Genomic DNA, 25,616 nt, shown 5'->3' on the forward strand with positions numbered 1-25,616 from the left:
CATGCAAATTACGATTAATCAAGCAGCAAAATATGTAGACAAAGAAGTTAAAATTGGCGGTTGGCTCAGCAATAAGCGCTCGAGTGGTAAGATTGCTTTCTTGCAATTGCGCGATGGAACAGGCTTTATGCAAGGCGTGGTTGTGAAAGAAGAAGTAGGCGAAGAACTTTTCCAAACGGCAAAAGGCATGTCTCAAGAAACGAGCCTTTATGTCACTGGGACGATTCACGAAGATACGCGTTCTCCATTTGGCTATGAAATGGCTGTGACTGGAATCGAAGTTGTTAGTGAGTCTGTAGATTACCCGATTACGCCAAAAGAACATGGTACAGAATTTTTGATGGATCACCGTCATTTATGGTTGCGTTCTAATCGTCAACATGCGATTATGAAGATTCGTAATGAAATTATTCGTGCGACATATGAATTCTTTAACGAAGAAGGATTCTTAAAAATTGATCCGCCGATTTTGACTGGTAGTGCACCAGAAGGCACAACAGAGCTGTTCCATACGAAATATTTTGAAGAAGATGCCTTTTTATCACAAAGTGGTCAGCTGTATATGGAAGCTGCTGCGATGGCATTTGGAAAAGTTTTCTCATTCGGACCAACTTTCCGTGCGGAGAAATCGAAGACGCGCCGTCACTTAATTGAGTTTTGGATGATTGAGCCGGAAATGGCATTTTACAAATTGGAAGACAGTTTAAAAGTACAGGAAAATTATGTAGCATTCCTTGTTACTACGGTACTTAAGAACTGTCGTTTAGAGTTAGACCGCTTGGGCCGTGATATATCTCATTTAGAGAAAATGGTTGCACCGTTTCCACGAATCACGTATACAGAAGCTATTACACTGCTTAAGAAATTAGGTTTTGAAGATATCGAATGGGGCGATGATTTCGGTGCGCCACATGAAACAGCAATTGCGGATAATTTTGAGAAACCTGTTTTCATCACGCATTATCCAAAAGCAATTAAACCATTTTATATGCCAGAAGATCCGAACAACAGTGAAGTTGTGCTGTGTGCGGACTTGATTGCGCCGGAAGGATATGGTGAAATTATCGGTGGATCTGAACGTATTCATGAATTAGCGATATTAGAAGCGCGTATGAAAGAATTCGATTTAGATTTAGAAGCCTACAGCTGGTATTTAGATTTAGCACGCTATGGCTCTGTGCCACATTCTGGTTTTGGACTTGGTTTAGAGCGCACGGTAGCATGGATTTCAGGAACGGAACACGTACGCGAAACGATTCCATTCCCTAGGCTGTTGAATCGATTGTATCCATAATGAAAGAGGAATATCGAGGCACTAAACATGACGCCTCACCACGTTTTCAAAAAACAGCCAGTGCCCACAAAATTCATTTTTGCGGGCACTGGCTGTTTTTCTACAGCGAAAAACACATCACCACAGGTCAAAAACATAAAATCTCTCCCAAAAAAAGTTTTTTCATCACGTTTCCCTCGTTTTTCATGGTATAATTTCTAATGAGGTGTTTCATGATGGATAATAAAATAATGCAAAAATGGTTAGACGCGGGGAATGTTACTTTGCCGCAAGTATTAGTAGAGAACTACGCCAAGATTGGAATGAATGAGCAAGAATTTGTCGTTGTTTTGCAACTACAGTCATTTCTTGAAAAAGGAATCTATTTTCCATCGATGGAAGAAATCGCCGGGCGTACAACATTTAGCACGGAGCAGGCTTTTCGAATCATTCAAGCGCTTGTTAACAAACAGCTAGTCATGATAAAGCAAGTGAATGAAGGCGAGCAAGTATACACGGAGAGTTATGCGCTCGATCCGCTTTGGGAAAAACTGATGATTTTTTTCGAAAACTTACACCAAGAGCAAAAAATCATGTCGCGTGAGACAGAGCAGATGAGTTTATATTCGCAGTTTGAGCAGGAGTTTGGGCGCCCATTGTCCCCGATGGAGGCGGAAATGTTGTCTGCTTGGGTGGATCAGGATCATAATAGTCCGGAGCTGATTCGGGAGGCTTTGAAAGAAGCTGTACTCTCGCAAAAATTAAGCTTTCGCTATATGGATCGAATTTTGCTTAGCTGGAACCGTAAAAATATTAAAACACCGGAGCAGGCACGTATGGCTTCCGCAGCTTTTCATGGACAAGTTGCAGGTAGTGAATCTGAGAAAAGCAATGTGACGAGGGTAAAGAAAAGTGAGAATTCGATTCCGCTCTACGATTGGCTAGATAAGAGAAAAGGGTGAGCACATGTTAACGAATAAAGAAACCGTGATGTGCATCGAGACAATGGCAAAGATGTTTCCTGCCGCCCACTGTGAACTCGAACATAAGAATATATTTGAATTGCTGGTCGCTGTTGTGCTTTCTGCGCAGTGTACCGATATTTTAGTGAACCGCGTCACAGCATCACTTTTTGAGAAATATCATGGACCAGAAGATTATATCCGGGTGCCAGTGGAAGAACTGGAAAATGATATCCGATCGATTGGGTTATACCGGAACAAAGCGAAAAATATCCAAGCCTTGTCCCGCAAAATTCTAGACGAGTTTGATGGACAGGTGCCAGCAACACATGCAGAGCTAGAGAGCCTGCCTGGAGTCGGAAGAAAGACCGCAAATGTCGTGCTTTCTGTTGGTTTCGGAGTCCCAGCGATTGCTGTCGATACACATGTGGAGCGCGTTTCTAAACGGTTGGGCATTTGTCGGTGGAAAGATTCTGTGACCGAAGTTGAAAATACATTAATGCGAAAACTACCAAAAGAGATGTGGTCAGATGCGCATCATGATATGATTTTCTTTGGACGCTATCATTGTAAGGCAAGAACACCAGAATGTGCGAGATGTCCGCTACTATACCTTTGCCGAGAAGGTAAAAAACAAGCGAAAGCGAGAGGTTTTGATGGCTGATTTTCAATATGCGAAAGAATTGGAACATCCTTTATTTAGGACGCCACATGTTGCTGTAGAAGAGATTGATGAAGCATCGATTTTTGTGACGGGATTACCATTTTGGCAGGAGCAACTTTTTTATACACGTGGGCGTGGAGAGATGCCTTGGCACACAGATCCAGAGCAAGCGTGCCGACGAATGGCAAAACAGTGGCAGAATGTTGCGCAAGAGCTAGATGCATCCTTTAAATTGCGTGAGGAGCCTGATATGTCGATTATTCGCGATGGCTTAGGTATTTACCTTTCGATGCTTTTTTGGAGTAATAAGAGGCCTGTACAGCTGAATGAGTTGTATAAGCATATCGAGACGCTAGAACTTGTTCCGATGAACTTGCAGGAACGGCTAGCTTTTATTATGGGAAAGTCAGATGGTTATCCAGCTTTTAAGCAGTTGAATGAACTAGTACAAGAACAAAGGAAGCTAGTGTTGAAAGGATTATCCTAGCAAGAAAACGCATTTCAAATTGGGATGCGTTTTTTGTTGCATATAAAAAACCACTCTGCGGTATGCAGAGTGGTTCGTGTGCTATTCTAGTTGGCCGGTGGTGTCGTATTGTTTTGTGTGCCATCCGTACCGGTGCCGTCCGTTGTTGGTGTTTCTTGCTGTGTTTGATTGGGCGGAATGGTAATGGTTGTTGTCGCAGGGGAACCGCGTTTACCATCTTTTACTGGGACGACCATAATGACAACACTGGAACCAGGGGAACCGCCACTTACGTTAATGGATGTAGTGCTGTAGTTTTGGGTTTGTCCATTGACACTAACATCATAGGTGACGCCAGGCCCATTGGATGCCCAACTTGCTGCGATCGTTTTGCTGGCGGTATTATAAGAACCGTTTAAACCAGCTGGTGCTTGTAATGCCGTTTTCTCAGCTTCTTCTGTGGCTTTTTTATCTGCTTCTTCTTGCTGTTGTTTTAGCTTATCAGACTCGGATTGTTCTTTATCTTTTTTCGCTTTTTCTTCAGCTGCTTTTCTCTCAGCTTCTTTTTCAGCGTCTGTTTTTTCGTCCGTTTTCGTCTCTGTTTGCTTCTCAGCAGCTGATTTTGTTGGAATCGTGCCATCTAAGAATAATTCGTACGAGACATTTCCGCCACTTGCGCCAGATCCTGCACGAGTAATTGGGTTACTTCCAACGAGAATTGGAATCTCATTTACATTGCTAGGTTTTTTGAAGTCTGGGTTTTTTTTCGCCGGAAACGAGATGTTCCATTGTTGCTTTGAACATATAGGCTGCAATGCGTGTTTCACTAGGTGATAGGTAGTACTTGTTTGGTTCGTCATAGCCAGTCCAAATCGATACAGTGTAACGAGGGGAGTAGCCGACAAACCATGAATCGGGCGTGCCGTCACTTGGAATGCCATTTTTGATACGAACACTCTCATCATAGTTGGTTGTCCCCGTTTTAGCGGCAATATTCCAACCTGGGATGTTTGCTCGAGTACCAGTACCTTTTGTTAGAACGTCTTTTAGCATATCGCTAATCATATAGGCTGTCGAAGCTTTCATCGCTACAACAGATTCAGGTTCCATGTTTACTTCTGTTTCGCCATCTGAAAGGAGAATCTTTGTAACCGTGTGTGGCTTGTTGTAGACACCACCATTACCGAACGCTGCGTATGCTCCAGCCATCTCGATTGGCGAGGATTCACCACTACCAATTACCGTTGATTCGTATACTTCTTTATAGTTCAAACCAAGATTGTTTGCAAAATCCCGCGCACGATCATAGCCTACTTCTTTGGAAGCTTTCACGGCAGGGATGTTACGAGAGGAGTAGAGCGCATGACGCATTGAAATTTCACCGAGGTAACCAGAATCATAATTTCGTAATTCTTGACCACTTGAATACTGATAAGGGGCATCATTGAAAATATGAGCCGTAGACCAATCTAGGTACTCAATAGCTGGCGCATAACCTAAAATAGGTTTCATGGTGGAACCAGGCTGGCGCTTAATATCAGTTGCTCGGTTAAGCCCACGTGATATTTTCTTTGTGCCAGCAGTATCGCGTCCGCCACCAAGGGCTTGTACACGACCAGTTTCCGTATCCATAACAACAACTCCAGCTTGGAATTTCGCATCTGGGTAGTTAATAACTTCATTTGTATTTAACATTTTTTCTGTATACTTCTGCGCATCTGGATCTAGCGCAGTATAGATCGTTAAACCGTCTGTAAATGGATTGTATTTGTCACCAATCTCATCGATAACTTGATCGACATACGTATCGTAGGCATATGTCTTTTGTTTACGCGTTGTTTCATCTACTAAACCGTCTGCGATTGCTACCGATTGGGCAGCTTCCATTTCTGATTTTGAAATTTTGTCGTTATTATACATTAAGGTTAAAACGATATCACGACGTTTCTTCGCCAAATCAGGATTTTCGAATGGATTAAAACGATTAGGACTTTGAGGCATACCAGCGATTAGAGCCGTTTGTGCCAAATTCAAATCTTTTAGTTTTTTGCCATAATAATGCTCGGCGGCTGTTTCCATACCATGGATACCGTCGGATAGATATACTTTATTGATGTAGATTTCTAGCAGTTCGTGTTTGCTGTATTTTTGTTCGAGTTGCACTGCCATCCACGCTTCTTGTGCCTTACGATCTAGTGTTTTGTTTGTATAATCTAGGTAGGACATCTTAATAATTTGCTGCGACAACGTACTAGCGCCTTGGGAACCAAAACCACCTGTTATATTGCCGACTGCCGCGCTCGCAAGTCGTATCGGGTCCATTCCATTATGCTCGTAAAAGCGGGAATCTTCCGTTGATAGAACTGCGTTTTCAAGCTGTTTTGGGATATCTTTATACTCAATATATTCCCGGCGTTCTTTACCGATTTCTGCATAGACATCTCCGTTTTTATCTAAAATCTTAGATGAAAGAGGGTCACGCAATTTGGAATCTGTCAGTTTTGGCGCTTCTTTTGCATACGAATAAAATGCGGTTGCGCCACTAGCAACGCCTGCAAATGCGAGAAAGAGTGCGGTGAAGAATACCACTTTAACAACATTTCCAGTGATACGTTTACTCTTTCCAGTTGGTTTCTTTGTCTCAGGTTGCTTTGCTTGGCTATTGCGGTACTGAGATCTTGTCTGCGGTTTATCTGCCATAGAAAATTTCTCTCCTTTAATGTTGAGGGTTTGACTGATTTAGAAATAATGCTTTCTAATGATATTTAGATAGTCTAGCCTCGGATTTAGACCATAAGGAATCTGGTCTGCTACGTGCTTTAATTCTTGAAGGGTCACTGATTTTCTTCCACCATCAATCATTCGTTGCCAAAATGGCTGGAAATTTTCGAAGAGGATAAGGTAGACCTCGCCAAGTGTTTGAAAAGCGATGATAACAAAAACGATACCGTCTTGCTTCTGGACGCCTTCCATGTGTGTTAACTGATGTTGATGAAAGTTACTAAGAGGAAATGAGCTTGTATTTTTGGTCTCCTTTGCTTCGAAGTCAATATACTTTCCTTGATAAACACCGTTATAGTCCGTGGTTGATGGTGTTTTGAAGTAGGCTTCCTTTATTTTTGCGCTACTTCTTTTTGGGTAATCAACACCGACGATTTGCACAGGGGTAGGTTTCTTGTGGATGATGGCAATCCCATGGGTTAAATAGTAGGCGTTTGTGTCATTTAAATCTTGCTCGAGTGACATACCACGTTTTCCGTAAGAGACTGTCTTTTTTTGTGCAGTGGAGGAGGCAGGTGTGTTCGGCTGATACTTTTTTCCATTAGGATATCGTATGGCCATCTGTCATTCACCTCTTTTAAATCGATAGAACGGCAGAACTAGCCATTCTTAATTTTGGACTAACACCTATTATAACAAATATAAATGAAAATGATAGGGGAAATCTGCCTATGTGCATATTATAAGTATTTGGAAAATCGGCGAAAAGCAAGACAGAACGTACCTTCGCATCGGGTTGTGTGCCGCAGAAAAAAAATCAATATTTTTTTTCGTTTCAGGGATTTCACTGTGATTTTTAATACGTTCCTCACTAGAAAAGTAGGCGATTGCCATCAAATATGTTATGCTATTCTCATACTTTTATATAGAAGGAATTGGTTTTTTATGAGCGAAATGAAGGATAAGACGATAGAAATGTTACATCATAATGAGGCTATTTGGGAGCTTTACTTAGCTAATCGAGCCGAACAGCAGACTTTTGATTTTTATAAGGATATGAAGCCGTTTGTAGATGGGGTCAAGGAAACGTGTGATGCGTGGTTGGCGCTTGTGATTCCATGGGTGAATACGGCGCGCCCGACATACCTTGGAGAGGCGCAATTGCAGCAAGTGGCGGATAATATTCAGATGATTGCTGTTAGTGCGTTTAATGGGAAATCATTTTACAAGCATTTCAATGACCATTATCAATCGGTGGAATATACGTTGAAACGAGTACTGGAGAAGGCGCCATGAAATCGATTTTTGTTTCGGGCTATAAGAATTTCGAATTGGGTATTTTTAAACGGGATGCGCCGGAAGCTGGATTTATCAAGGAAGCAATCAAGCGACGGCTGATTGGGTTGGTGGATGATGGCTTGGAATGGGTGATTATTTCGGGGCAAATGGGTGTGGAGTTGTGGGCTGGTGAAGTGGTAGCCGAGCTCAAAAAAGAGGAACATGCGTTGAAATTAGCAGTTTTGACGCCATTTTTGAATCAGGAAAGTAATTGGAATGAGGGTAATCAGTTGTGGTATAATGAAATTGTTGGCGCAGCGGACTACGTGGCGGCTGTGACGAAAAGGGAGTATGAGAATCCGCGGCAGTTTCAATTGAAGGATCAGTTCGTTCTGGATCACACGGATGGGACACTGCTTGTCTATGATACCGAGCGAGAGGGTGCGCCTAAATTCTTCTATGAAAAAGCAAAGATGTATGCGGAGAATGGGGATTACCCGATTTTTATGATTGATTTTTATGAGTTACAAGAAGTGGTAGATTCATTAAATGCCGATTTTTAATGTTCTTTTTTGGCAAACGAAGGATTATAAATTGACAAATGAGCCGAACTTTGAAAAAATGGAAGTATGTAACGTAAAGTAACGCTAGGTGATGAATGCTTTTTTTTCGTGGTATTTGATTCGTAGCTCCAAACCCTCAGCGTGTCGGCAAATGCTTAGATTCTAGGCAAAAGCGAGTACCAACGCGGAGCATACTAGTATATGTGAGTATTTGGAACGGAACTTTTAATGACGAAGATGAGTATTTGGCGACACGCTGGTGTGACGTTAGCATACAGAAACTAGATATAGAGGTGAAGTTAAATGGCTTCTGAACAATTCGAATATAATTTGACTGGTAAAGAGATTTTAGAAAAAGAATTTAAAACAGGTCTTCGTGGTTATAATCCGGAAGATGTAGATGAATTTCTAGATAAAGTCATTAATGATTACAGTACTTTTTCACAAGAAATTGAAGCTTTGCAACAAGAGAATTTGCGTCTTCGTGCCGAATTAGAAGATGCTCCGAAAGCAGTTGTAGCACCGAGTTTTCAACAAACAACACAGCCTGCTGGAACGACGAATTTCGATATTCTAAAACGACTAAGCAATCTCGAAAAACATGTTTTCGGAAATAAGCTAGACGACAACCAATAAACATGATAGAATGATTGAGGTAGCGTTTGGGTAATTGCTGTTTTCCCTATGAAAACAGAGGAAAGTCCATGCTCGCACGGCGCTGAAATTGCCCGTAGTGATCGTGCCTGGTGAAACAATAAGCCAGGGCACTCCGGTTTACCGGTTTGACGGCAGGTGACGCACCTAAGTCTTCGGATATGGTGTTCGAACCTTGAAAGTGCCACAGTGACGAAGTTCCATCAGAAATGGTGGAAGTGGAACGAGGTAAACCCCACGAGCGAGAAACCCAAATATTGGTAGGGGCACTTTTCCCGAGGAATAACAACGAGGGACGAGGTACATAGCTTCACCGCTATGTGCAGATAGATAATTACCGCTTTTGTGTGATCCTGTAATCACAGAAGTACAGAACATGGCTTACAAAACGCTATTATCAGGATGAATTAAAAAAAGTGAGGGCTGTTTCAAAGTCGGACGTATGGCGGATTTCTTATGCTAAGAGATGCCATAACTTAGTGCACCATGTGTGTGACTAGGAGCGTGTGTCTTTTGGAATAGCTCTTTTTTTTAGATATTATTATGAGGCGAGGATGGCGATTATGAGGGAATTTGAATTAGTGGCAACAGCTGCGGCTGGGCTTGAGGCGATTGTGGCAAAAGAAGTACGTCGGCTAGGTTATGAGTGTGAGGTTGATAATGGAAAAGTGTATTTTAAAGGGGACGAAATGGCGATTGCGAAGGCGAATTTATGGCTTCGTGTGGCGGATCGCGTGAAGATTGTTGTGGGGCGTTTTACGGCGACGACATTTGACGATTTGTTTGAACAAACGAAGGCGCTACCTTGGGAAGATTTGTTGCCATTAGATGCGAATTTTCCGGTTGCTGGGAAATCGGTGAAATCGACCTTATTTAGTGTGCCGAATTGTCAAGCGATTACGAAAAAAGCGATTGTGAGCCGTTTGAGCGAAAAGTACCGCAGGCAGGGACGTTTGATGGAGTCGGGTGCTCTTTTTAAGCTGGAGGTTTCGATTTTAAAGGATGAAGTGACGATTACGCTTGATACGAGTGGTGCTGGATTACATAAACGTGGTTATCGTGTTGGTCAAGGTGGGGCTCCACTGAAGGAAACAATGGCTGCGGCGCTTGTGTTACTTACGAGTTGGCATCCTGATCGTCCATTTTATGATCCGGTTTGTGGTTCGGGGACGATACCGATTGAGGCGGCTTGGATTGGACGGAATATCGCGCCTGGCTTGCGTCGGGATTTTGTGTGTGAATCGTGGGATTGGATGTCTGCGGATGTTTGGAAAGAAGCTCGCGCGGAAGCTGAGGCTGCGGCGAATCATGATCAACTGCTAGATATTACTGGGACGGATATTGATCACCGGATGATTGAGGTTTCGGAGCAGAATGCGTTTGAGGCAGGACTGGAAGATGTGATCGAGTTCAAACAAATGCAAGTGGCTGATTTTACGACGGAAAAAGAATATGGTGTTATTGTTGCGAATCCGCCTTATGGGGAACGTTTGGAAGATGAGGAATCGGTTCGTGAACTGTATCGTGAAATGCGGGCAGTATATCGCAATATGCCAACGTGGTCGGTGTATGTGTTAACGAGTTATGAAATGTTTGAGGAAGTATACGCAAAACGAGCGACGAAGAAACGCAAACTATATAATGGTTATTTGCGGACGGATTTGTACCAATATTGGGGACCAAGACCGCCACGTAGAGATTAAGGAAAGCGGGGGAATCAGGATGTCGGAGAGTTTACAAGGGCTGGAACAGGAATTTTTGGATTATGTGAAAAAAATTAGTGCGTTTGAAGAGGCGCTTAGCTTAGTTTATTGGGATCTGCGGACTGGTGCACCGGAAAAAGGAGCGACGCAGCGATCAGAAGTTATTGGCACGCTGAGTGGTGAAATTTTCAAAATGAAGGTTTCTGAGGAAATGGCGGCTTTTATTGCGGGCCTTTGGGTGGAAAAAGGGCATTTGTCTGATGTGACGCGCCGTTCTTTGGAAGAATGTAAAAAGGAATATGATTTGAATAAAAAAAATTCCGGCGAACGAATATGAGGCGTATACGAAATTGGTGGCGCAGGCAGAAACGACTTGGACAACGGCACGTGCCAACAATGACTATGATTTATTTAAGCCTTATCTGGAGAAAATCATCGCGAGTAAGCGTAAATTTGTGGAATATTGGGGCTATCAAGACAATCCTTATGATACCTTGCTTGATCAATATGAGCCAGGCATGACGGTGGCGGTATTGGATGATGTTTTCGCGAAACTGCGAGAAGCGATTTTGATGTTGCGCGAAAAAGTCGAAGCCGCGAGTTACCAGCCAGATGGGACGTTACTGCATAAGAATGTGTCGAAAGCGAAACAAAAAGAGTTTAGCGAACGTATTTTAACGAAAATGGGCTTTGATTTTGAGGCTGGACGATTGGATGATACGGTTCATCCGTTTGCGACGGGACTCAATATTGGGGATGTGCGGATTACGACGCGTTATGATGAAGCGAATTTTAAAATGGCGGTATTTGGTATTATTCATGAAGGCGGACACGCGATTTATGAGCAGAATATTAGTCCGAAACTGGTTGGAACGCCGCTTGCGAATGGTGCTTCAATGGGGATTCACGAGTCCCAATCACTATTTTATGAAATTATCTTAGGGTCGAGTTTTGAATTTTGGCAGAGTAATTATAAGGATTTTCAAGAGATTACGGCGCCTGCGTTTGATGATGTATCGGTGGAGGAATTTTATCGTGCGGTGAATCTTTCGGAGAGTTCGTTGATTCGGATTGAGGCGGACACATTGACGTATCCGCTGCATATTATGATTCGTTATGAGCTTGAAAAAGCGATTATGAACGGCGAAATTGGTGTGGATGAGTTGCGTGATGTGTGGAATGATAAGTATGAAGCGTATTTAGGTGTTCGTCCAGAAACGGATGCGGATGGCATTTTGCAGGATATTCATTGGTCTGGTGGCGATTTCGGGTATTTCCCGTCGTATGCGCTCGGTTATATGTATGCGGCGCAGTTGTTTGAGGCACTTTCTAAGGCAGTTCCGAATGTGTCGGAAATTCTGGCAAGCGATGATTACTCTCCAATTCGTGAATGGCTGACGGAGCATGTGCATCAATACGGTATGCTGAAAAAACCGCTGGAAATTTTGAAGGATACGACGGGTGAGGGTTTAAATCCGGATTACTTGATTCAGCTTCTAAATGACCGCTATGACTTTATTTACAAATTAAATGAGGCGTGAAAAGCGTTTTTATCTAAAAATAAGGTTGACCCGCCATAGTTTGAAAGCTATAATAATGGAATAACTTTATGAAAATGGGATATGACTCTAAGTATGACACGAAGCACTACTCCTTCTTTTTTTGTAGGACGAAGATTATGCTTTAAATAAATGGAGCGCTTATCGCCAATTTACTGGGTTATACACCAAACTGAATTCACTTATATAAAAGCTGTAATATGGACAGCAAGTTTCTACCTAGTTACCGTAAATGACTGGACTATGAGTGAGAGTAACGTTTTATAAGGAAGGTGGCGAATGGTGCTGCCTTTTTACGTCTACTTCTCATTATTAGTATGAGTGGTGGGCGTTTTTTTTTTCGTTTTCCACGCTCTTTAAATCAGAGAGGGGTCATCAAGCTGTGAAATTATTAGAAGAACACATCAAAAATCGAGGTACTGTGTTACCTGGCAACGTATTGAAAGTAGATTCTTTCTTGAATCATCAAATTGATCCGATTCTCATGCAGGCTGTCGGAAAAGAATTCGCCGATCGGTTTCGAAATCTTGGCATTACAAAAATAGTGACGATTGAGTCTTCGGGTATCGCACCGGCTGTTTTCGCAGGACTTGAGCTAGGTGTTCCCGTTGTTTTTGCAAGAAAGAAAAAATCATTGACGTTAACGGAAAATTTATATACAAGTAGTGTTTATTCCTTCACAAAACAAGAGACGAACGATATTTCGGTATCGAAGAATTTCTTAGGTAAAGGGGATAAAATTCTACTGATTGACGATTTCTTGGCGAATGGACAAGCGATTTTGGGCTTGTTAGAAGTGGCGGAACAGGCGGAAGCGGAAGTTGTTGGGATTGGTATTGTGATTGAAAAATCGTTCCAGCAAGGTCGAGTGCTACTTGAAAAAACGGGTTATCCGATTTATTCGTTAGCGCGGATTACCTCTTTAGAAAATGAGCAAATTCGTTTTGTGGAGGGGGAGTAACGCGATGCTAGGAAAAGGGAGAATTGCGGCACTTGGTTTTCAACACGTATTGGCGATGTACGCGGGGGCAGTTATTGTCCCGCTTTTGATTGGTGGGGCGCTTGGATTTACGAGTGCTCAGATGACTTATCTGGTTTCGATTGATATTTTTATGTGCGGGATTGCGACTTTACTGCAGTTGACGATGAACCGCTTTTTTGGAATAGGACTGCCGGTTGTGTTGGGATGTGCAGTTCAGGCGATTGCACCGATTATTTTGATTGGTGAGCAGTACGGGATTGGCGCGATTTACGGCTCGATTATTGTTTCGGGGATTTTTGTCGTTCTGATTGCCCCGTTTTTCTCGATGGTTGTGCGGTTTTTTCCACCTGTTGTGACGGGCTCGGTTGTCACGATTATTGGTTTAACGTTGATTCCAGTGGCGATTAATAATCTAGCCGGTGGACAAAGTGCTGCGGATTTTGGATCGCTTTATAATCTGGGGCTCGGTTTTGGGACGTTATTCGTTATTATTTTAGTGTACCGCTTCGGTCGTGGATTCAGTAAGGCGATTGCGGTGTTGATTGGACTCGTTGCTGGTTCGATATTTGCGGCAATTTATCGTGGTATTTCGGTGCAACCAGTGGTCGATGCACCCATGTTTCATATGCCTACGCCGTTTTACTTTGGGATGCCAACGTTTAACTGGGCGGCGATTTTGACGATGATTTTGATTGCATTAGTGAGTATGGTGGAATCGACGGGGGTTTACTTTGCACTTTCTGATATTACGAAGCGAAAACTCGAAAAGTCGGATTTGACAAAGGGGTATCGGGCAGAGGGTTTAGCGATTATTTTAGGCGGTGTTTTTAATACATTTCCTTACACGGCTTATTCGCAAAATGTTGGGTTAGTGCAGTTATCTGGTATTAAAACGCGAAAAGTAATCTACGTGACGGCGGGGATTTTAATTGTGTTAGGCTTATTGCCAAAAGTGGGTGCGGTCACGACGATTATTCCAACGCCAGTACTTGGTGGGGCGATGGTTGCGATGTTTGGTATGGTTGTCGCTCAAGGCATTAAGATGCTCGGTAAGGTTAACTTTGCGTCACAGGAGAACTTGTTGATTATCGCATGTTCTGTTGGTGTAGGGCTTGGTGTGACAGTTGTTCCGGATCTTTTCAAAGTATTACCGGATTTCATTCAATTGTTTACGAGCAATGGGATTGTGGCTGGAAGTATCACGGCGATTGTTTTGAATATTATTTTTAACATCATTCCGCATCGTAAGGAAAAAGAAGTGGTGGAGCCTGCGCGCATCGATTTTTAGCAGTCGTTTGCCGGCGATTTCTATGGTATAATAAGGACTTACATAGAAATCTAGGAGGAACGAAAATGACGAATCAAAAAGATAATTTATTAGTCGTGGATGGCATGGCTTTATTATTTCGTGCTTTTTTTTGCGACGGCGGTTTCGAAGCAATTCATGGTTAATCAACACGGGGTACCAACGAATGGTGTGCAAGGGTTTATGAAGCATCTTTTTGCAGCGATTGATCAAAATAACCCAACGCACACCCTTATTTGCTGGGATATGGGTTCGCAGACGTTTCGTAATGAGCTGTACAGTGGGTATAAGGCGGAGCGTAAAGCGCCACCAGAAGAGTTGATACCACAATTTGATTTGGTGAAGGAAGTCGCGGCTTCTTTTGGCTTTATTAATGTTGGAGTGCCTGGTTTTGAGGCGGATGATTGTATTGGTACGGTGACGGTGAAAATGGCAGGAACGGGTATCGATACGACCGTTTTGAGCGGAGACAAGGATTTGTTACAACTTATCGCGCCGACGAATGATGTGTGGATTTTGCAAAAAGGATACGGGAATTATAAGCAGTATAATGAGGCGGCTTTTGTCGAAGAGTGGGGCATTACCCCGACACAGTTTATTGACGTGAAGGCACTGATGGGTGATACGAGTGATGGTTATCCAGGTGTTCGTGGCATAGGTGAAAAAACAGCTCTAAAATTAATTCAGCAGTATGAGACGATTGACGGCATTCTTTCGCATGTGGATGAATTAAAACCTGGGCAGCAGACGAAATTGAAAGAAGACTTGGAGATGCTACGCTTATCTAGACAGTTGGCCGAGATTCATACGAGTGTGCCATTGGAATTTGATATTGCACAGTGCGTGTATCGGGGGTTATTGCCAGAAGCAATCGATGTTGTGGAGCAGTACGGTTTGAAATCCTTAAGACGAGATATTATGTTATAAAAAATGAGGTAGCCTTGCAGAAATGCGAGGTTTTTTTTTGTAGTAAATCTAGCATAAAATCAAAGTGTCTCGTAATGAAATAAATAGTAACATTTTTTTGTAGCAAAACGTAAAAAAAACGGACTAGGAAAATGGATTTCTGTATGATAAACTAAATAGCGAAACTGGCTAGATGCAGAAGGAGGAATTAAGGACATCAATGAAATGAGAAGATAATTTCTAGAAGGGGTGATTCTCTTACAGCAGGACAAAACATTGTTACAATTTTCTTTCTAAATAATATATAATACCTTAAAAGGAGATGCGAGATGAAAAAATTTATATATGTTATGGTGATTATATTAATTGCAAGTAGCGTTTTATTGGGTGCGACACCAAAGGCAGATACTTCTGTAACGAAGGTTGGCGCTAATAATGGGAAATTTAAATTGAGTATGCAAGTACATGATAATCCAATTGTGAGTTCAGGAAAAGTAACGATGAATTTTACGCTGGATGCCTCGGCAGACGCTATTGTAGATGAAAATGGTCTGATTGAAGTCAGTATTCCAAAAGAGATTTACTCAGCTGGAAATTTGACGGAATTAAATAGTGATGCCTTTACCTATGACCATACGGATAAAACAACAGATCCGGCGCATATTCTGATTTATGTGAAACCCGATGCTAGTTTCAATGTCGGCAAGGCTTGGTCCGCTTCGTTTTCGATATCTTTTCAGGCAGTGTTAATGCGCGCCGATACGACGGTTTCTCCTGATCAAATTTTTAAAGCATCATATGCTGGGCAAGAGGTCGTTCAAACGTTACAAATACAGCCGCAACAGATTGGGACGCCAACGCTTTTTGAAAAATGGTGGCATTCAAGCGTTGATAAAGATGGGATAAGCCTTCTTGACCCTGTGGAATCGCAATATAATGTATTCCAATTGGCGCTCAATATTTATAAAAATGTAGAACTAAATAATGTCACTATTACAGACACTATGCCAGAGGGGCTTCAAGTCGATCCTAATCCTGCGCTGACGTCAGGTGTTGATGCGACAGATAAATCTACGGTGGATGGGATTCGTATCATTAAATATGATTCGAACGGAAATCGGACATATGTGACATCAAAATATGCAAATGATATTCATTTTGATGCGACATCGCAAACTTTAAACGTACATTTTGATCACATCGCGAAAGACGATATGTTTCTTATCGAGTATAAAGTGAGTGTGACACATATTTATGATACGTACTTGAATACAGCGACAATGACGAGTGATGAATTTACGAAATCAAGTAGTAGCACATTGCGCATTGACGGCGATGCAAATTTTAACAAAGTATTGAAAAAAGCGGTCGACAAGAAAATCGTGACGGTGAACGACAAGAATCTAGAGTATTCACTGACTTTAAATGCGATTACTGGAACAATCAAGGCTGGCCAGACGTTTGTCGATAAGTTAGATAACCGACTTACGTACAAAAAGTTGGTGGATGGTGCAGACGGTACGTTTGATATCCAGGAAAAAAATAATGAATTGACGATTACGGTGAACAAAGATATTCCAATTGGTGAGGGTAGGACGCTTGTTTTTAACGTAGATCCAAGTAACTTAGCTGTGGGAGACACGGTACCAAATAACGCTTCGATTGTGCTACGCGGCGAGTATTATGATTCTAATGTTGTTCAAACGAAAAAAATTAGCGGGGAAGTTGTGCTGAATAAGGTTGATAAGGATGATACGACGACGTTTTTATCAGGTGCGGAGTTTAAACTTTTAGATAGTGCAGGGAAAAGTGTCTATACAGGGGCAACGAATGCGTCTGGAAAGTTAGCCTTGCACGGATTGGCGCCAGGGGATTATCAATTAGTAGAGACGCAAGCGCCAGACGGTTATAAGCTGGATGCAACGCCTATTCTATTCACGGTGACAGAGAGTTCTTACCAAACGATTGCCTTATGGGCTAAAAATGAGAAGTTGATACGAGGAAAACTGATCGTTCAAAAAGTAGACGAGGAAACTGGGGCAAAACTTTCAGGGGCTGCATTCCAATTGGTCTCAAAAGAGGATCCGAGTGTGATGTTAACTGGGACAACTGATCAGGACGGGAATCTGGTTTTTGCGGATTTAATTTCAGGCACGTACACGTTGACTGAAACGGCGGCACCAGCTGGATACCTACTTTCTAACGAGACAAAAGAAATAACTTTTTCAAACACTGAGAGTCAGGAAGTTACTGTGTCTGTGCCAAACAAGGCGATGACTGGATCGGTTGTTCTGACAAAACGAGATAAGGAAACAAAGGATGTATTAGAGGGGGCGACTTTTACTCTGAAGCGAGCAGATGGACTTGTTATTCAAACGGCCCTCAAAACGGATGCATTTGGACAAATCGTGGTGTCCAATTTGCTACCAGGGGACTATCAATTCATCGAAACGTCAGCTCCGGAAGGCTATGAGCTAAATGTAGAGCCTGTTGCGTTCCAAATCGTGTTTGCGAATACAGATAGTGTGGAAGTCGAGAAACTGAATCAAAAGAAAGCGAAACAAATCATTGTGCCGCCAGTTGATCCGCCAGTAATTACACCGGTGACACCGCCAAATAACGGAGGAAATCCACCGAAGCAGCCAGAGAATACACCAGAACCACCCCAAAATAATGAGCAACCATCAAAAGTAATCGGTGTGACGGATAAACCAGCTCCACCCGCGACTTCACCAGAAAAACTACCGGGTACTGGCGATACGACAAAAGGTGATATCGCTATCGTTCTTTCTGGATTAGTACTTTGTTTGTTTGCATTCCGCAAGAGCAGTAAATAATTTGATTCATAGGGAAATAGATTAGAGCGACTGCTTCTTACTCTTCTGGATAGCTTGACGGGCCAAATCATCGGCTTTCTTATTAGAGGCGCTAGGAATCCATTGGATAAAGAAGAGGTCGATGGATTCTATCAAAGGAAGAATCGTATCTAAATGCGGTTGAAATAGTGGATTTTTTGTATAGCGTTTTTCAATAGCTTCGATTGCAACTTTTGAATCGGAGTAGAGGCGAATGAAAGTTGGGTTGTAAGGAATAGCTTTTGTGAGTGCAGTTTTGATAGCGATAAATTCTGCCTCATGATTGCTCAAAATACCGAGCGGAATGCTTATTTGTTCATGGATGCCATCCGCGGTAATCACGATACCAATACCACTTGGACCAGGATTACCAGCGCTGGCACCATCTACGTAAATTTCCAAAATAAAACCTCCTTATGTTAGAAATACTGGGCGCTAGCAAAAGCTAGCGCCCAGTATTTTTCATGCTAACTTAATTTTTTTTGGACATTGGTTGCTTGTGGGCCGCGATTGCCTTCCACGATTTTGAAGGTGACGCTTTGCCCTTCATCGAGTGATTTGTAGCCGTCTCCTTGAATAGCAGTGAAGTGAATAAAGATGTCCTCGCCGTTTTCGATCTCTAGAAAACCATAACCTTTTTCATTGCTGAACCATTTTACTTTTCCATTTTGCATCGAATGAATTCCTCCTATGTTTGGTCAAATGGCTAGTAAGAGAAACTAGAGTAGACCTTTTTTCATACGGCAGGGCGTGGAGACAAGCGAGTATGATATGTTAATAATAAACCGGTGGCTGTGGCTACGTCAAGTTGTTTCTGAAGCGTTTACATCAATTCGCTTTTTTTCGTAAAAATGAACCCTTTGGAGAGGCGAATTCTGGCAGGGTATGTTAGAATGGAGAGGTGAAAGAAATCAAGGTTGGAGGAAAAGGAAAATGCCAACACCAAGCATGGAAGACTATATCGAGAAAATCTATTCATTGATTGAATCCAAAGGTTATGCTCGAGTATCAGATATTGCGGAGGAGCTTTTAGTGCACCCGTCTTCTGTTACAAAAATGGTTCAGAAACTAGATAAGGATGAATATCTGGTGTATGAGAAATATCGTGGCTTAATTTTAACGCCAAAGGGGAAAACGATTGGGAAACGGTTGCTGGAACGGCACGCGTTGCTTGAGAATTTTCTTGGTATTATTGGTGTGGAAGAGGCACGCATTTATGAAGATGTGGAAGGAATTGAGCATCATTTGAGCTGGAACTCGATTAACCGAATTGGTGATGTCGTCCAGTTTTTTGAAGAGAACCCAGATGCCCTTGCTAAACTTCAAGGAATGCAACATGTGTCGCGATATCCAGAAGATTAATTTTTGAAAAGATTTCCTGTCAGTGCTAATGGCTTTTACGCGCAATTTTTGTGGAGGGCTCAGGGACTAGTACTAAGCCGGTTTATTTCCGGTGCAACAAAAAGAAAGCCGTTACATTGCGTGCTGACAAATGCTTAGACCCTAGGCAAAGTCGAGCACTGGAGCGGAGTATACTTGTGTATATGAGCACCAGCGCGCAGATTTTAACGACGGAGATGAGCGTTTGTCGGTGCGCACAGGCATTTTCAGGGATTTTTTAATAGTTACATATTGAGAGGGGAATTTAAATGGCAAACAAAGTAAAGTCTGACATTGAAATCGCATCCGTAGCAGAAATCAAACCAATCACAGAGATTGCAGAGGCAATTGGATTAAGTGTAGAGGAATTGGAGTTGTTCGGTAAGTATAAGGCGAAATTGAGCTATGACACGATTCACTCGCTTGTGAACAAAGAGGATGGCAAATTGGTACTGGTGACGGCAATCAATCCAACACCTGCTGGCGAAGGTAAATCGACGGTAACGGTTGGACTAGGAGACGCTCTCGCGAAAAAGAAAAAAACGATGATTGCGCTTCGTGAACCATCGCTTGGCCCAACAATGGGTATTAAAGGTGGCGCAACGGGTGGCGGTTATGCGCAAGTTATTCCGATGGAGGATATAAATCTTCATTTTACTGGTGATTTTCATGCGATAACGGCGGCGAACAATGCGTTGTCGGCGTTTATCGATAATCATATGCAACAAGGTAATGAGCTTCGTATTGATCAACGTCGCATCGTTTGGAAACGTGTGGTTGACTTGAATGATCGGGCGTTGCGTAAAGTCATTGTGGGGCTTGGCGGACCGATTCAAGGTGTGCCGCGCGAAGATGGTTTTGATATTACGGTAGCATCTGAAATTATGGCGATTATTTGCTTGGCGAGTGATTTGAAGGACTTGAAACGTCGCTTGAGTGAAATCGTGATTGGTTATAATTATGATCGTGAGCCTGTGACGGTTGGCGAAATGGGTTATGAAGGTGCGCTGACGTTATTATTAAAAGAGGCGCTAAAACCGAACTTAGTGCAGACGCTCGAGCATACGCCGGCGATTGTGCATGGCGGGCCTTTTGCGAATATTGCGCATGGTTGTAATAGTATTTCGGCGACAAAAACAGCGCTTAAGTTGGCGGATTATGTCGTGACGGAAGCTGGTTTTGGTGCGGATCTTGGTGCGGAGAAATTCTTGGATATCAAGGTACCTGCACTTGATAAAGCTCCGGATTGTGTCGTGATTGTAGCGACAATTCGTGCGCTTAAAATGCATGGCGGTGTTGCGAAAACCGAACTTGGTGCGGAAAATGTGAAGGCGCTGATTAAAGGCTTTGCGAACTTGCAAAAACATGTGGATACGGTGACGCAATTTGGACTTCCTTACGTTATCGCGATTAATAAATTTATCACGGATACGGATGCGGAAGTGGCTCAACTAGAAGCGCTTTGTAAAGAATACGATATCCCGTTCTCCTTGACAGAAGTTTGGGAAAAGGGCGGTGCTGGTGGCGCTGAACTTGCGGATAAAGTTATCGAAGCGGTGGAAAGTGGCAAAGCGAACTATACGCGTATGTATGACGACGCGGATTCAATGGAAGAGAAATTGAATGCGATTGTTACAAAAGTGTACGGTGGTCGAGGCGTGGAACTTTCGAGCAAGGCACAAAAGCAAATCGTGGAATTCAAAAAATATGGTTGGGATCGCTATCCGATTTGTATGGCGAAAACGCAGTATTCTTTGACGGATGATCCGACAATGCTTGGTCGGCCAACGGATTTCGTGATTCATATTCGTGAGTTCATTCCAAAACTCGGTGCTGGATTTGTCGTTGCTTTGACGGGTGACGTGATGACGATGCCAGGACTTCCGAAGAAACCGGCGGCGCTGAATATGGACGTCGATGAAAAAGGAAATGCGATGGGATTGTTCTAATTTTATAGTGGAGAATGGCTGGGAATCTGAACGCGGATTTCCCAGCTTTTTTGTTGGTAATTCTTAAAATATTCCTTAGATTGACAAGTGGTGAATGGAATGATAATATTGGAATGCGTAATATGGTTATTTTTTATTGAATTAGTTAAAGTTAATTAACAGACAATCAATTTGGAGGATGATCTATATGTTGGAAATCAAAATGAAAGTATCAGAAAATTCTTTTAGGGAATTAAATGATCCATTGCTAAACAAAAAAGCAGCTAAGTATTTGTTCTACGTTCAAGTTGACGATGTATCCGAGGGAATACCTATGACAACGAATCCCAGAGATCAGAAGCTTACATCAAATGTAGCAAAAGCAATTGAAGATTCATTGGATAGTAATGATGGCTATTTTCATTTGAAAAATAGAGGTATAGTTTTATCGGCAGGTAAAGTGGACTATGATACGCAGAGTAAGCTTGTCACTATCTATTTTGATGATGACGATTTACATGGGAATATTGATGGAGGACATACATATCGGATTGTCTGTGAACATATAGGCGAAAAATTGCAACAATATGTTCAGTTTGAGGTAATGACTGGGGTAGAAGATATTATTGAAAAGTTGGCTGAAGCTAGAAATACTTCAGTTCAAGTTGATGAAAAATCAATGGCGGAATTAGCCAATAAATTTGATCCAATAAAAGAGGGTATTCAGGAGATGCCTTTTTATAATAGGATTGCATTTAAGCAAAACCAAGTAACAGAAGACATTAATAATGGAAAAAAACTAAAAATGATTGATGCAAGAGAAATCGTAGCAATTATTAATATGTTTAATATTGAAAAATTTTCAGATCAAAAGCAGCCAGTACAGGCCTACTCATCTAAGGGGGAAAATGTTGAACATGTACCTAGAGAACCCAGAAGAATATCGTAAATTTATTAATATCATGCCCGACTTGTTTAATTTATATGATCGCGTAGAGAGAGAATTTGCGAATGCGTATATAGATACTGGGGGTAGATATGGAAGAAAAAAAATACTCTGGATTTAAAGACGGAAAAGTCATTGGTAAGTCTAAATTCGGGCAACATGATTTAATATACAAGGTTCCTGAGGGGCTGATGTATCCAATAGTTTCAGCTTTTAGATCGCTAATAGAATTGGACGAAGATAATAAAATTTATAAATGGAAAAAAGATCCTTTTGGTGTGTGGAAAAAATATAAAAAGGATATAGTGAAAAAAATAATGAATTTTGCTTTATCGATAGGAGATAACCCAAATGCGGTGGGCAAGGATTCTAATATTTGGGATTTAGCTTATATGACAGTGCGCTTATCGAAATAAAAAGTTATGATGATTGTGAATTTTAAGGGAATAGACAGGTAAATTATGCGAAAAAACCATGGATAAAGTATTGATTTACTGAGTCTATGGTTTTATTTGTGTGTACATTGAGTTTAGAGAAATCTAAGTTTGCTTAGTTGCCGAAACTTCGTTAAAATAGAAGAGACGGATACAGAATGGATGGGAAGTAATGAAACAATTAAAAGTAGAAAATTTGACGAAGACATACGGCGAGAAAAGCCTTTTTGAAGATGTGACATTTGCAATTACGGAAGGGGAGCGTATCGGGGTTATCGGTGTGAATGGGACTGGGAAATCGACGCTGCTTTCGATTATCGCTGGAATGGAAGAAGGAGATAAGGGCGCGATTACGAAGGCGAAGGACTACACGATTGGTTTCTTGGCGCAAGATCCGGTTTTGATGGACGAGCATACGGTGCTGGAGGAAGTTTTTCAAGGGGAGACGCGGGCGCTTCAAGCGGTTAGGAAGTATGAGCAGGTATTGCTTGAGATGGCGATTGATCCGGATGATACGAAACTTCATGATCGTTTCACTGAGGCGCAGCATGCGATGGATGCGACGAATGCATGGGATGTGAACACGGATGCGAAAACAATTTTAGATCGCTTAGGGATTACGGATTTAACGGCAAAAGTTGGCTCATTATCTGGTGGGCAGAGAAAGCGTGTGGGCCTTGCGAAAGTGATGATTGAAACGCCTGATTTGCTGATTTTGGATGAGCCTACCAACCATCTTGATTTTACATCAATTCGGTTTTTGGAGGATTATTTGAATCGGTTTCGTGGTGCGGTTTTACTTGTGACGCATGATCGGTATTTCTTGGATCGCGTGACGAATCACATGTTGGAAATTGATCGTGGCACGGCGTATCGCTATGTTGGGAACTACGAGAAATTCATGGAGTCCAAAGCGATTCGGATGGAAAATGAGATGCGTGAAGGGGAGAAAAATCGCAACTTGTATCGCAAGGAGCTTGCTTGGATGCGTCGTGGTGCGAAGGCGCGTTCTACGAAACAAAAGGCGCGTCAAGATCGCTTCTCTGATTTAGAGGGGAAAGTGAAATCGAAGACGGACGATACGGAATTACAGCTTGATTTTGCGACGTCGCGGCTTGGTAAGCAAGTATTTACGCTCGAAAATGTGGATAAGCGTTTTGCGGAGAAACACGTTTTGCAGGACTTTAGTTTAATTATTCAGCCCGGTGAGCGCATCGGGATTACAGGAAATAACGGGACTGGAAAATCAACCTTGCTCAATATGTTGGCTGGTCGTGTGACGCCTGATGCTGGTGAAATTTCGACGGGGCAGACGGTTCGAATCGGTTATTATACGCAGCAAAATGAAGAAATGGACCCGGATCAGCGGATGATTGCTTATTTGCAAGAAGCGAGTGAAGTCGTGAAAACATCGGATGGGGAAGTTGTATCGGTTTCTAATATGTTGGAGCGATTCCTATTTCCGCCAATTACGCATGGTAAGAAAATTGGTAGTTTGTCGGGAGGCGAGAAGCGTCGCCTGTTCTTGTTAAAAATTTTGATGGAGCGTCCAAATGTACTCTTGCTGGATGAGCCGACGAATGACTTGGATACGCAGACGCTCACGGTTTTAGAGGATTATTTGGAGACGTTTAATGGAACGGTTATTACGGTCAGCCATGATCGATACTTCTTGGATAAGATTGCTCGTAAGTTGTTGGTATTCACGGGAATTGGGCAAATTGAGACATATTTGGGTGAATATAGTGATTTCTTGACGGATTATGAGTCGCGTAAAGGAAAATCGAAAATGTTTGCGATGGAGCCCGAGAAGGAAGTTGTCGTGGAGGAGAAGCCGAAAGAGAAGGTCAAGCATACGTTTGAAGAGAAGCGTGAGTGGACGGAAATTGAAGGTTTGATTGAGGCGCAAGAGGCTAAAATCACGACGATTAACGCTGATTTGGAAACGGTGGGTGCGGACTTCACGAAGGCGAACGAGCTCAATAGCGCACTTTTAGAGGCGGAAACAGAGTTGGAACGTTTGATGGAGCGCTGGGAATATTTATCGCAGTTTGCTGATTAAGTGAGAAGTGGGGGCATGATGAATGAAGCAATATTTGGAGTTGGAGAAATTTGTGTTGGAGAACGGCACGCAAAAAGGGGGACCGGACGGGGACTGGGACGATTAGTACGTTCGGTTACCAAATGCGCTATGATTTGGCGGAAGGTTTCCCAATCATGACGACGAAGCGTGTTCCTTTTAAATTGGTGGTCAGTGAACTGCTGTGGTTTTTGCATGGGGATACGAATATTCGCTATCTTTTGGAGCATAATAATAATATTTGGAATGAATGGGCATTTGAGCGTTGGGTGAAGAGTGCGGATTATGCTGGGCCGGACATGACGGATTTTGGTTTGCGTGCGGAATCTGATGCGGTGTTTCAGGCGGTTTATTTGGAAGAGATGGCGAGCTTTAAGGCGCGGATCTTGGCGGATGATGCTTTTGCGGCGCAGTACGGCGAGCTTGGCAATATTTACGGGAAACAGTGGCGGGAATGGCGGACTTCAACTGGGGAAACAATCGATCAGTTGGCGGATTTGATTACGATGATTAAGACGAATCCGAATTCGCGACGCCTAATTGTGTCGGCTTGGAACCCGGAGGACGTACCGAGCATGGCGTTACCACCGTGTCATACGCTGTTTCAATTTTATGTGGCGGATGGGAAACTCAGTTGTCAGTTGTATCAACGAAGCGCGGATATTTTCCTAGGTGTGCCGTTCAATATTGCTTCTTACGCGCTTTTGACGCATTTGATTGCACGAGAAACGGGTCTTGATGTCGGTGAGTTTGTGCATACGATGGGAGACGCTCATCTTTATAATAATCATATCGAGCAGGTGAAGGAGCAGTTGACACGTGAACCGCGTGCGTTGCCAACACTTGTTTTATCGGATAAACCGGCATCGATTTTTGCCTTTGATGTGGCGGATGTGACGCTTGAGGGCTATGATCCACATCCGGCGATTAAAGCACCCATTTCAGTGTGAGGAGGA

The 25,616-nt window shown here is 42.6% G+C and carries 19 protein-coding genes, 1 other RNA gene, 4 pseudogenes and 1 riboswitch; of the genes and pseudogenes, 20 read left to right on the forward strand and 4 right to left on the reverse strand.

Annotated elements, in window-relative coordinates:
* Window position 1: 1 nt before the first annotated feature.
* The 4 genes from asnS to PCORN_RS05605 all read left to right on the forward strand — a co-directional run bounded on the left by asnS (window position 2) and on the right by PCORN_RS05605 (window position 3,386).
* On the forward strand, window positions 2–1,294 hold the full coding sequence (asnS, locus tag PCORN_RS05590) for an asparagine--tRNA ligase (protein ID WP_036078345.1): 1,293 nt from the start codon (window positions 2–4) through the stop codon (window positions 1,292–1,294).
* Between the two features lie 215 nt (window positions 1,295–1,509).
* Window positions 1,510–2,235 carry a DnaD domain-containing protein gene (locus tag PCORN_RS05595; protein ID WP_036078534.1) on the forward strand — a complete coding sequence of 242 codons (726 nt, stop codon included), beginning with the start codon at window positions 1,510–1,512 and terminating at the stop codon, window positions 2,233–2,235.
* A 4-nt stretch (window positions 2,236–2,239) separates the two neighbouring features.
* Complete coding sequence (nth, locus tag PCORN_RS05600; RefSeq protein WP_036078347.1) at window positions 2,240–2,899, forward strand: endonuclease III; 660 nt, start codon at window positions 2,240–2,242, stop codon at window positions 2,897–2,899.
* Window positions 2,892–3,386, forward strand: coding sequence for a YpoC family protein (locus PCORN_RS05605; RefSeq protein WP_036078349.1), 495 nt, complete (start codon window positions 2,892–2,894; stop codon window positions 3,384–3,386). The genes nth and PCORN_RS05605 overlap by 8 nt, the downstream gene beginning before the upstream one ends.
* Before the next feature lie 173 nt (window positions 3,387–3,559).
* Here PCORN_RS05605 and PCORN_RS05610 read toward each other — a convergent pair.
* Window positions 3,560–6,065 (reverse strand): annotated as a pseudogene (locus tag PCORN_RS05610) (PBP1A family penicillin-binding protein); the annotation flags it as partial.
* A 39-nt stretch (window positions 6,066–6,104) separates the two neighbouring features.
* Window positions 6,105–6,707 (reverse strand): Holliday junction resolvase RecU, encoded by a 603-nt coding sequence (recU, locus tag PCORN_RS05615; RefSeq protein WP_036078351.1) that lies wholly within the window; start codon window positions 6,705–6,707, stop codon window positions 6,105–6,107.
* Window positions 6,708–7,040: 333 nt separating this feature from the next.
* On the opposite strand from recU, the gene PCORN_RS05620 reads away from it, so the two are divergent.
* From PCORN_RS05620 to PCORN_RS05660, 10 genes and pseudogenes are all read left to right on the forward strand, one after another.
* On the forward strand, window positions 7,041–7,382 hold the full coding sequence (locus PCORN_RS05620; protein WP_420912019.1) for a YppE family protein: 342 nt from the start codon (window positions 7,041–7,043) through the stop codon (window positions 7,380–7,382).
* On the forward strand, window positions 7,379–7,927 hold the full coding sequence (locus PCORN_RS05625; protein ID WP_036078355.1) for an SLOG family protein: 549 nt from the start codon (window positions 7,379–7,381) through the stop codon (window positions 7,925–7,927). Before PCORN_RS05620 ends, PCORN_RS05625 begins: the two co-directional genes overlap by 4 nt.
* Window positions 7,928–8,230: 303 nt before the next feature.
* Window positions 8,231–8,563 (forward strand): cell division regulator GpsB, encoded by a 333-nt coding sequence (gene gpsB, locus PCORN_RS05630; RefSeq protein ID WP_036078358.1) that lies wholly within the window; start codon window positions 8,231–8,233, stop codon window positions 8,561–8,563.
* A gap of 22 nt (window positions 8,564–8,585) precedes the next feature.
* Window positions 8,586–8,970: RNase P RNA component class B (gene rnpB, locus PCORN_RS17810), an RNA gene on the forward strand.
* A 174-nt stretch (window positions 8,971–9,144) separates the two neighbouring features.
* On the forward strand, window positions 9,145–10,284 hold the full coding sequence (locus PCORN_RS05635; protein WP_036078535.1) for a THUMP domain-containing class I SAM-dependent RNA methyltransferase: 1,140 nt from the start codon (window positions 9,145–9,147) through the stop codon (window positions 10,282–10,284).
* A 19-nt stretch (window positions 10,285–10,303) separates the two neighbouring features.
* A pseudogene (locus PCORN_RS05640) lies at window positions 10,304–11,825 on the forward strand (carboxypeptidase M32).
* 180 nt (window positions 11,826–12,005) lie between these two features.
* Window positions 12,006–12,107, forward strand: a riboswitch (purine riboswitch).
* Between the two features lie 118 nt (window positions 12,108–12,225).
* Window positions 12,226–12,804 carry a xanthine phosphoribosyltransferase gene (locus PCORN_RS05645; RefSeq protein ID WP_036078360.1) on the forward strand — a complete coding sequence of 193 codons (579 nt, stop codon included), beginning with the start codon at window positions 12,226–12,228 and terminating at the stop codon, window positions 12,802–12,804.
* Between the two features lie 4 nt (window positions 12,805–12,808).
* On the forward strand, window positions 12,809–14,113 hold the full coding sequence (locus tag PCORN_RS05650) for a nucleobase:cation symporter-2 family protein (protein ID WP_036078361.1): 1,305 nt from the start codon (window positions 12,809–12,811) through the stop codon (window positions 14,111–14,113).
* 65 nt (window positions 14,114–14,178) lie between these two features.
* Window positions 14,179–15,058 (forward strand): annotated as a pseudogene (locus tag PCORN_RS05655) (5'-3' exonuclease).
* Between the two features lie 308 nt (window positions 15,059–15,366).
* Window positions 15,367–17,874, forward strand: a complete 2,508-nt coding sequence (locus PCORN_RS05660; RefSeq protein ID WP_036078363.1) for an MSCRAMM family protein — start codon at window positions 15,367–15,369, stop codon at window positions 17,872–17,874.
* 21 nt (window positions 17,875–17,895) lie between these two features.
* On the opposite strand, the gene PCORN_RS05665 is transcribed toward PCORN_RS05660, so the two are convergent.
* Window positions 17,896–18,294, reverse strand: a complete 399-nt coding sequence (locus PCORN_RS05665; protein ID WP_077913801.1) for a ribonuclease HI family protein — start codon at window positions 18,292–18,294, stop codon at window positions 17,896–17,898.
* Window positions 18,295–18,359: 65 nt separating this feature from the next.
* Window positions 18,360–18,566, reverse strand: coding sequence for a cold-shock protein (locus tag PCORN_RS05670; RefSeq protein ID WP_036078368.1), 207 nt, complete (start codon window positions 18,564–18,566; stop codon window positions 18,360–18,362).
* 259 nt (window positions 18,567–18,825) lie between these two features.
* On the opposite strand from PCORN_RS05670, the gene mntR reads away from it, so the two are divergent.
* From mntR to PCORN_RS05695, 6 genes and pseudogenes are all read left to right on the forward strand, one after another.
* The gene (gene mntR, locus PCORN_RS05675; protein ID WP_036078370.1) at window positions 18,826–19,254 is read left to right on the forward strand and encodes a transcriptional regulator MntR; all 429 of its coding nucleotides are present in this window, start codon (window positions 18,826–18,828) and stop codon (window positions 19,252–19,254) included.
* Window positions 19,255–19,541: 287 nt separating this feature from the next.
* Entirely contained in the window at window positions 19,542–21,221 is a 1,680-nt protein-coding gene (locus tag PCORN_RS05680) for a formate--tetrahydrofolate ligase (protein WP_036078372.1), read from the forward strand.
* A gap of 187 nt (window positions 21,222–21,408) precedes the next feature.
* Entirely contained in the window at window positions 21,409–22,149 is a 741-nt protein-coding gene (locus tag PCORN_RS20110; RefSeq protein WP_241433084.1) for an AIPR family protein, read from the forward strand.
* Between the two features lie 89 nt (window positions 22,150–22,238).
* Entirely contained in the window at window positions 22,239–22,562 is a 324-nt protein-coding gene (locus tag PCORN_RS20115) for a hypothetical protein (protein ID WP_241433085.1), read from the forward strand.
* 190 nt (window positions 22,563–22,752) lie between these two features.
* Window positions 22,753–24,642: an ABC-F family ATP-binding cassette domain-containing protein gene (locus PCORN_RS05690; protein WP_036078373.1), complete on the forward strand. Its 1,890-nt coding sequence runs from the start codon at window positions 22,753–22,755 to the stop codon at window positions 24,640–24,642.
* Window positions 24,643–24,664: 22 nt separating this feature from the next.
* A pseudogene (locus PCORN_RS05695) lies at window positions 24,665–25,610 on the forward strand (thymidylate synthase).
* Window positions 25,611–25,616: the final 6 nt, after the last annotated feature.

This window comes from Listeria cornellensis FSL F6-0969, assembly GCF_000525855.1.
GTDB lineage: Bacteria > Bacillota > Bacilli > Lactobacillales > Listeriaceae > Listeria_A > Listeria_A cornellensis.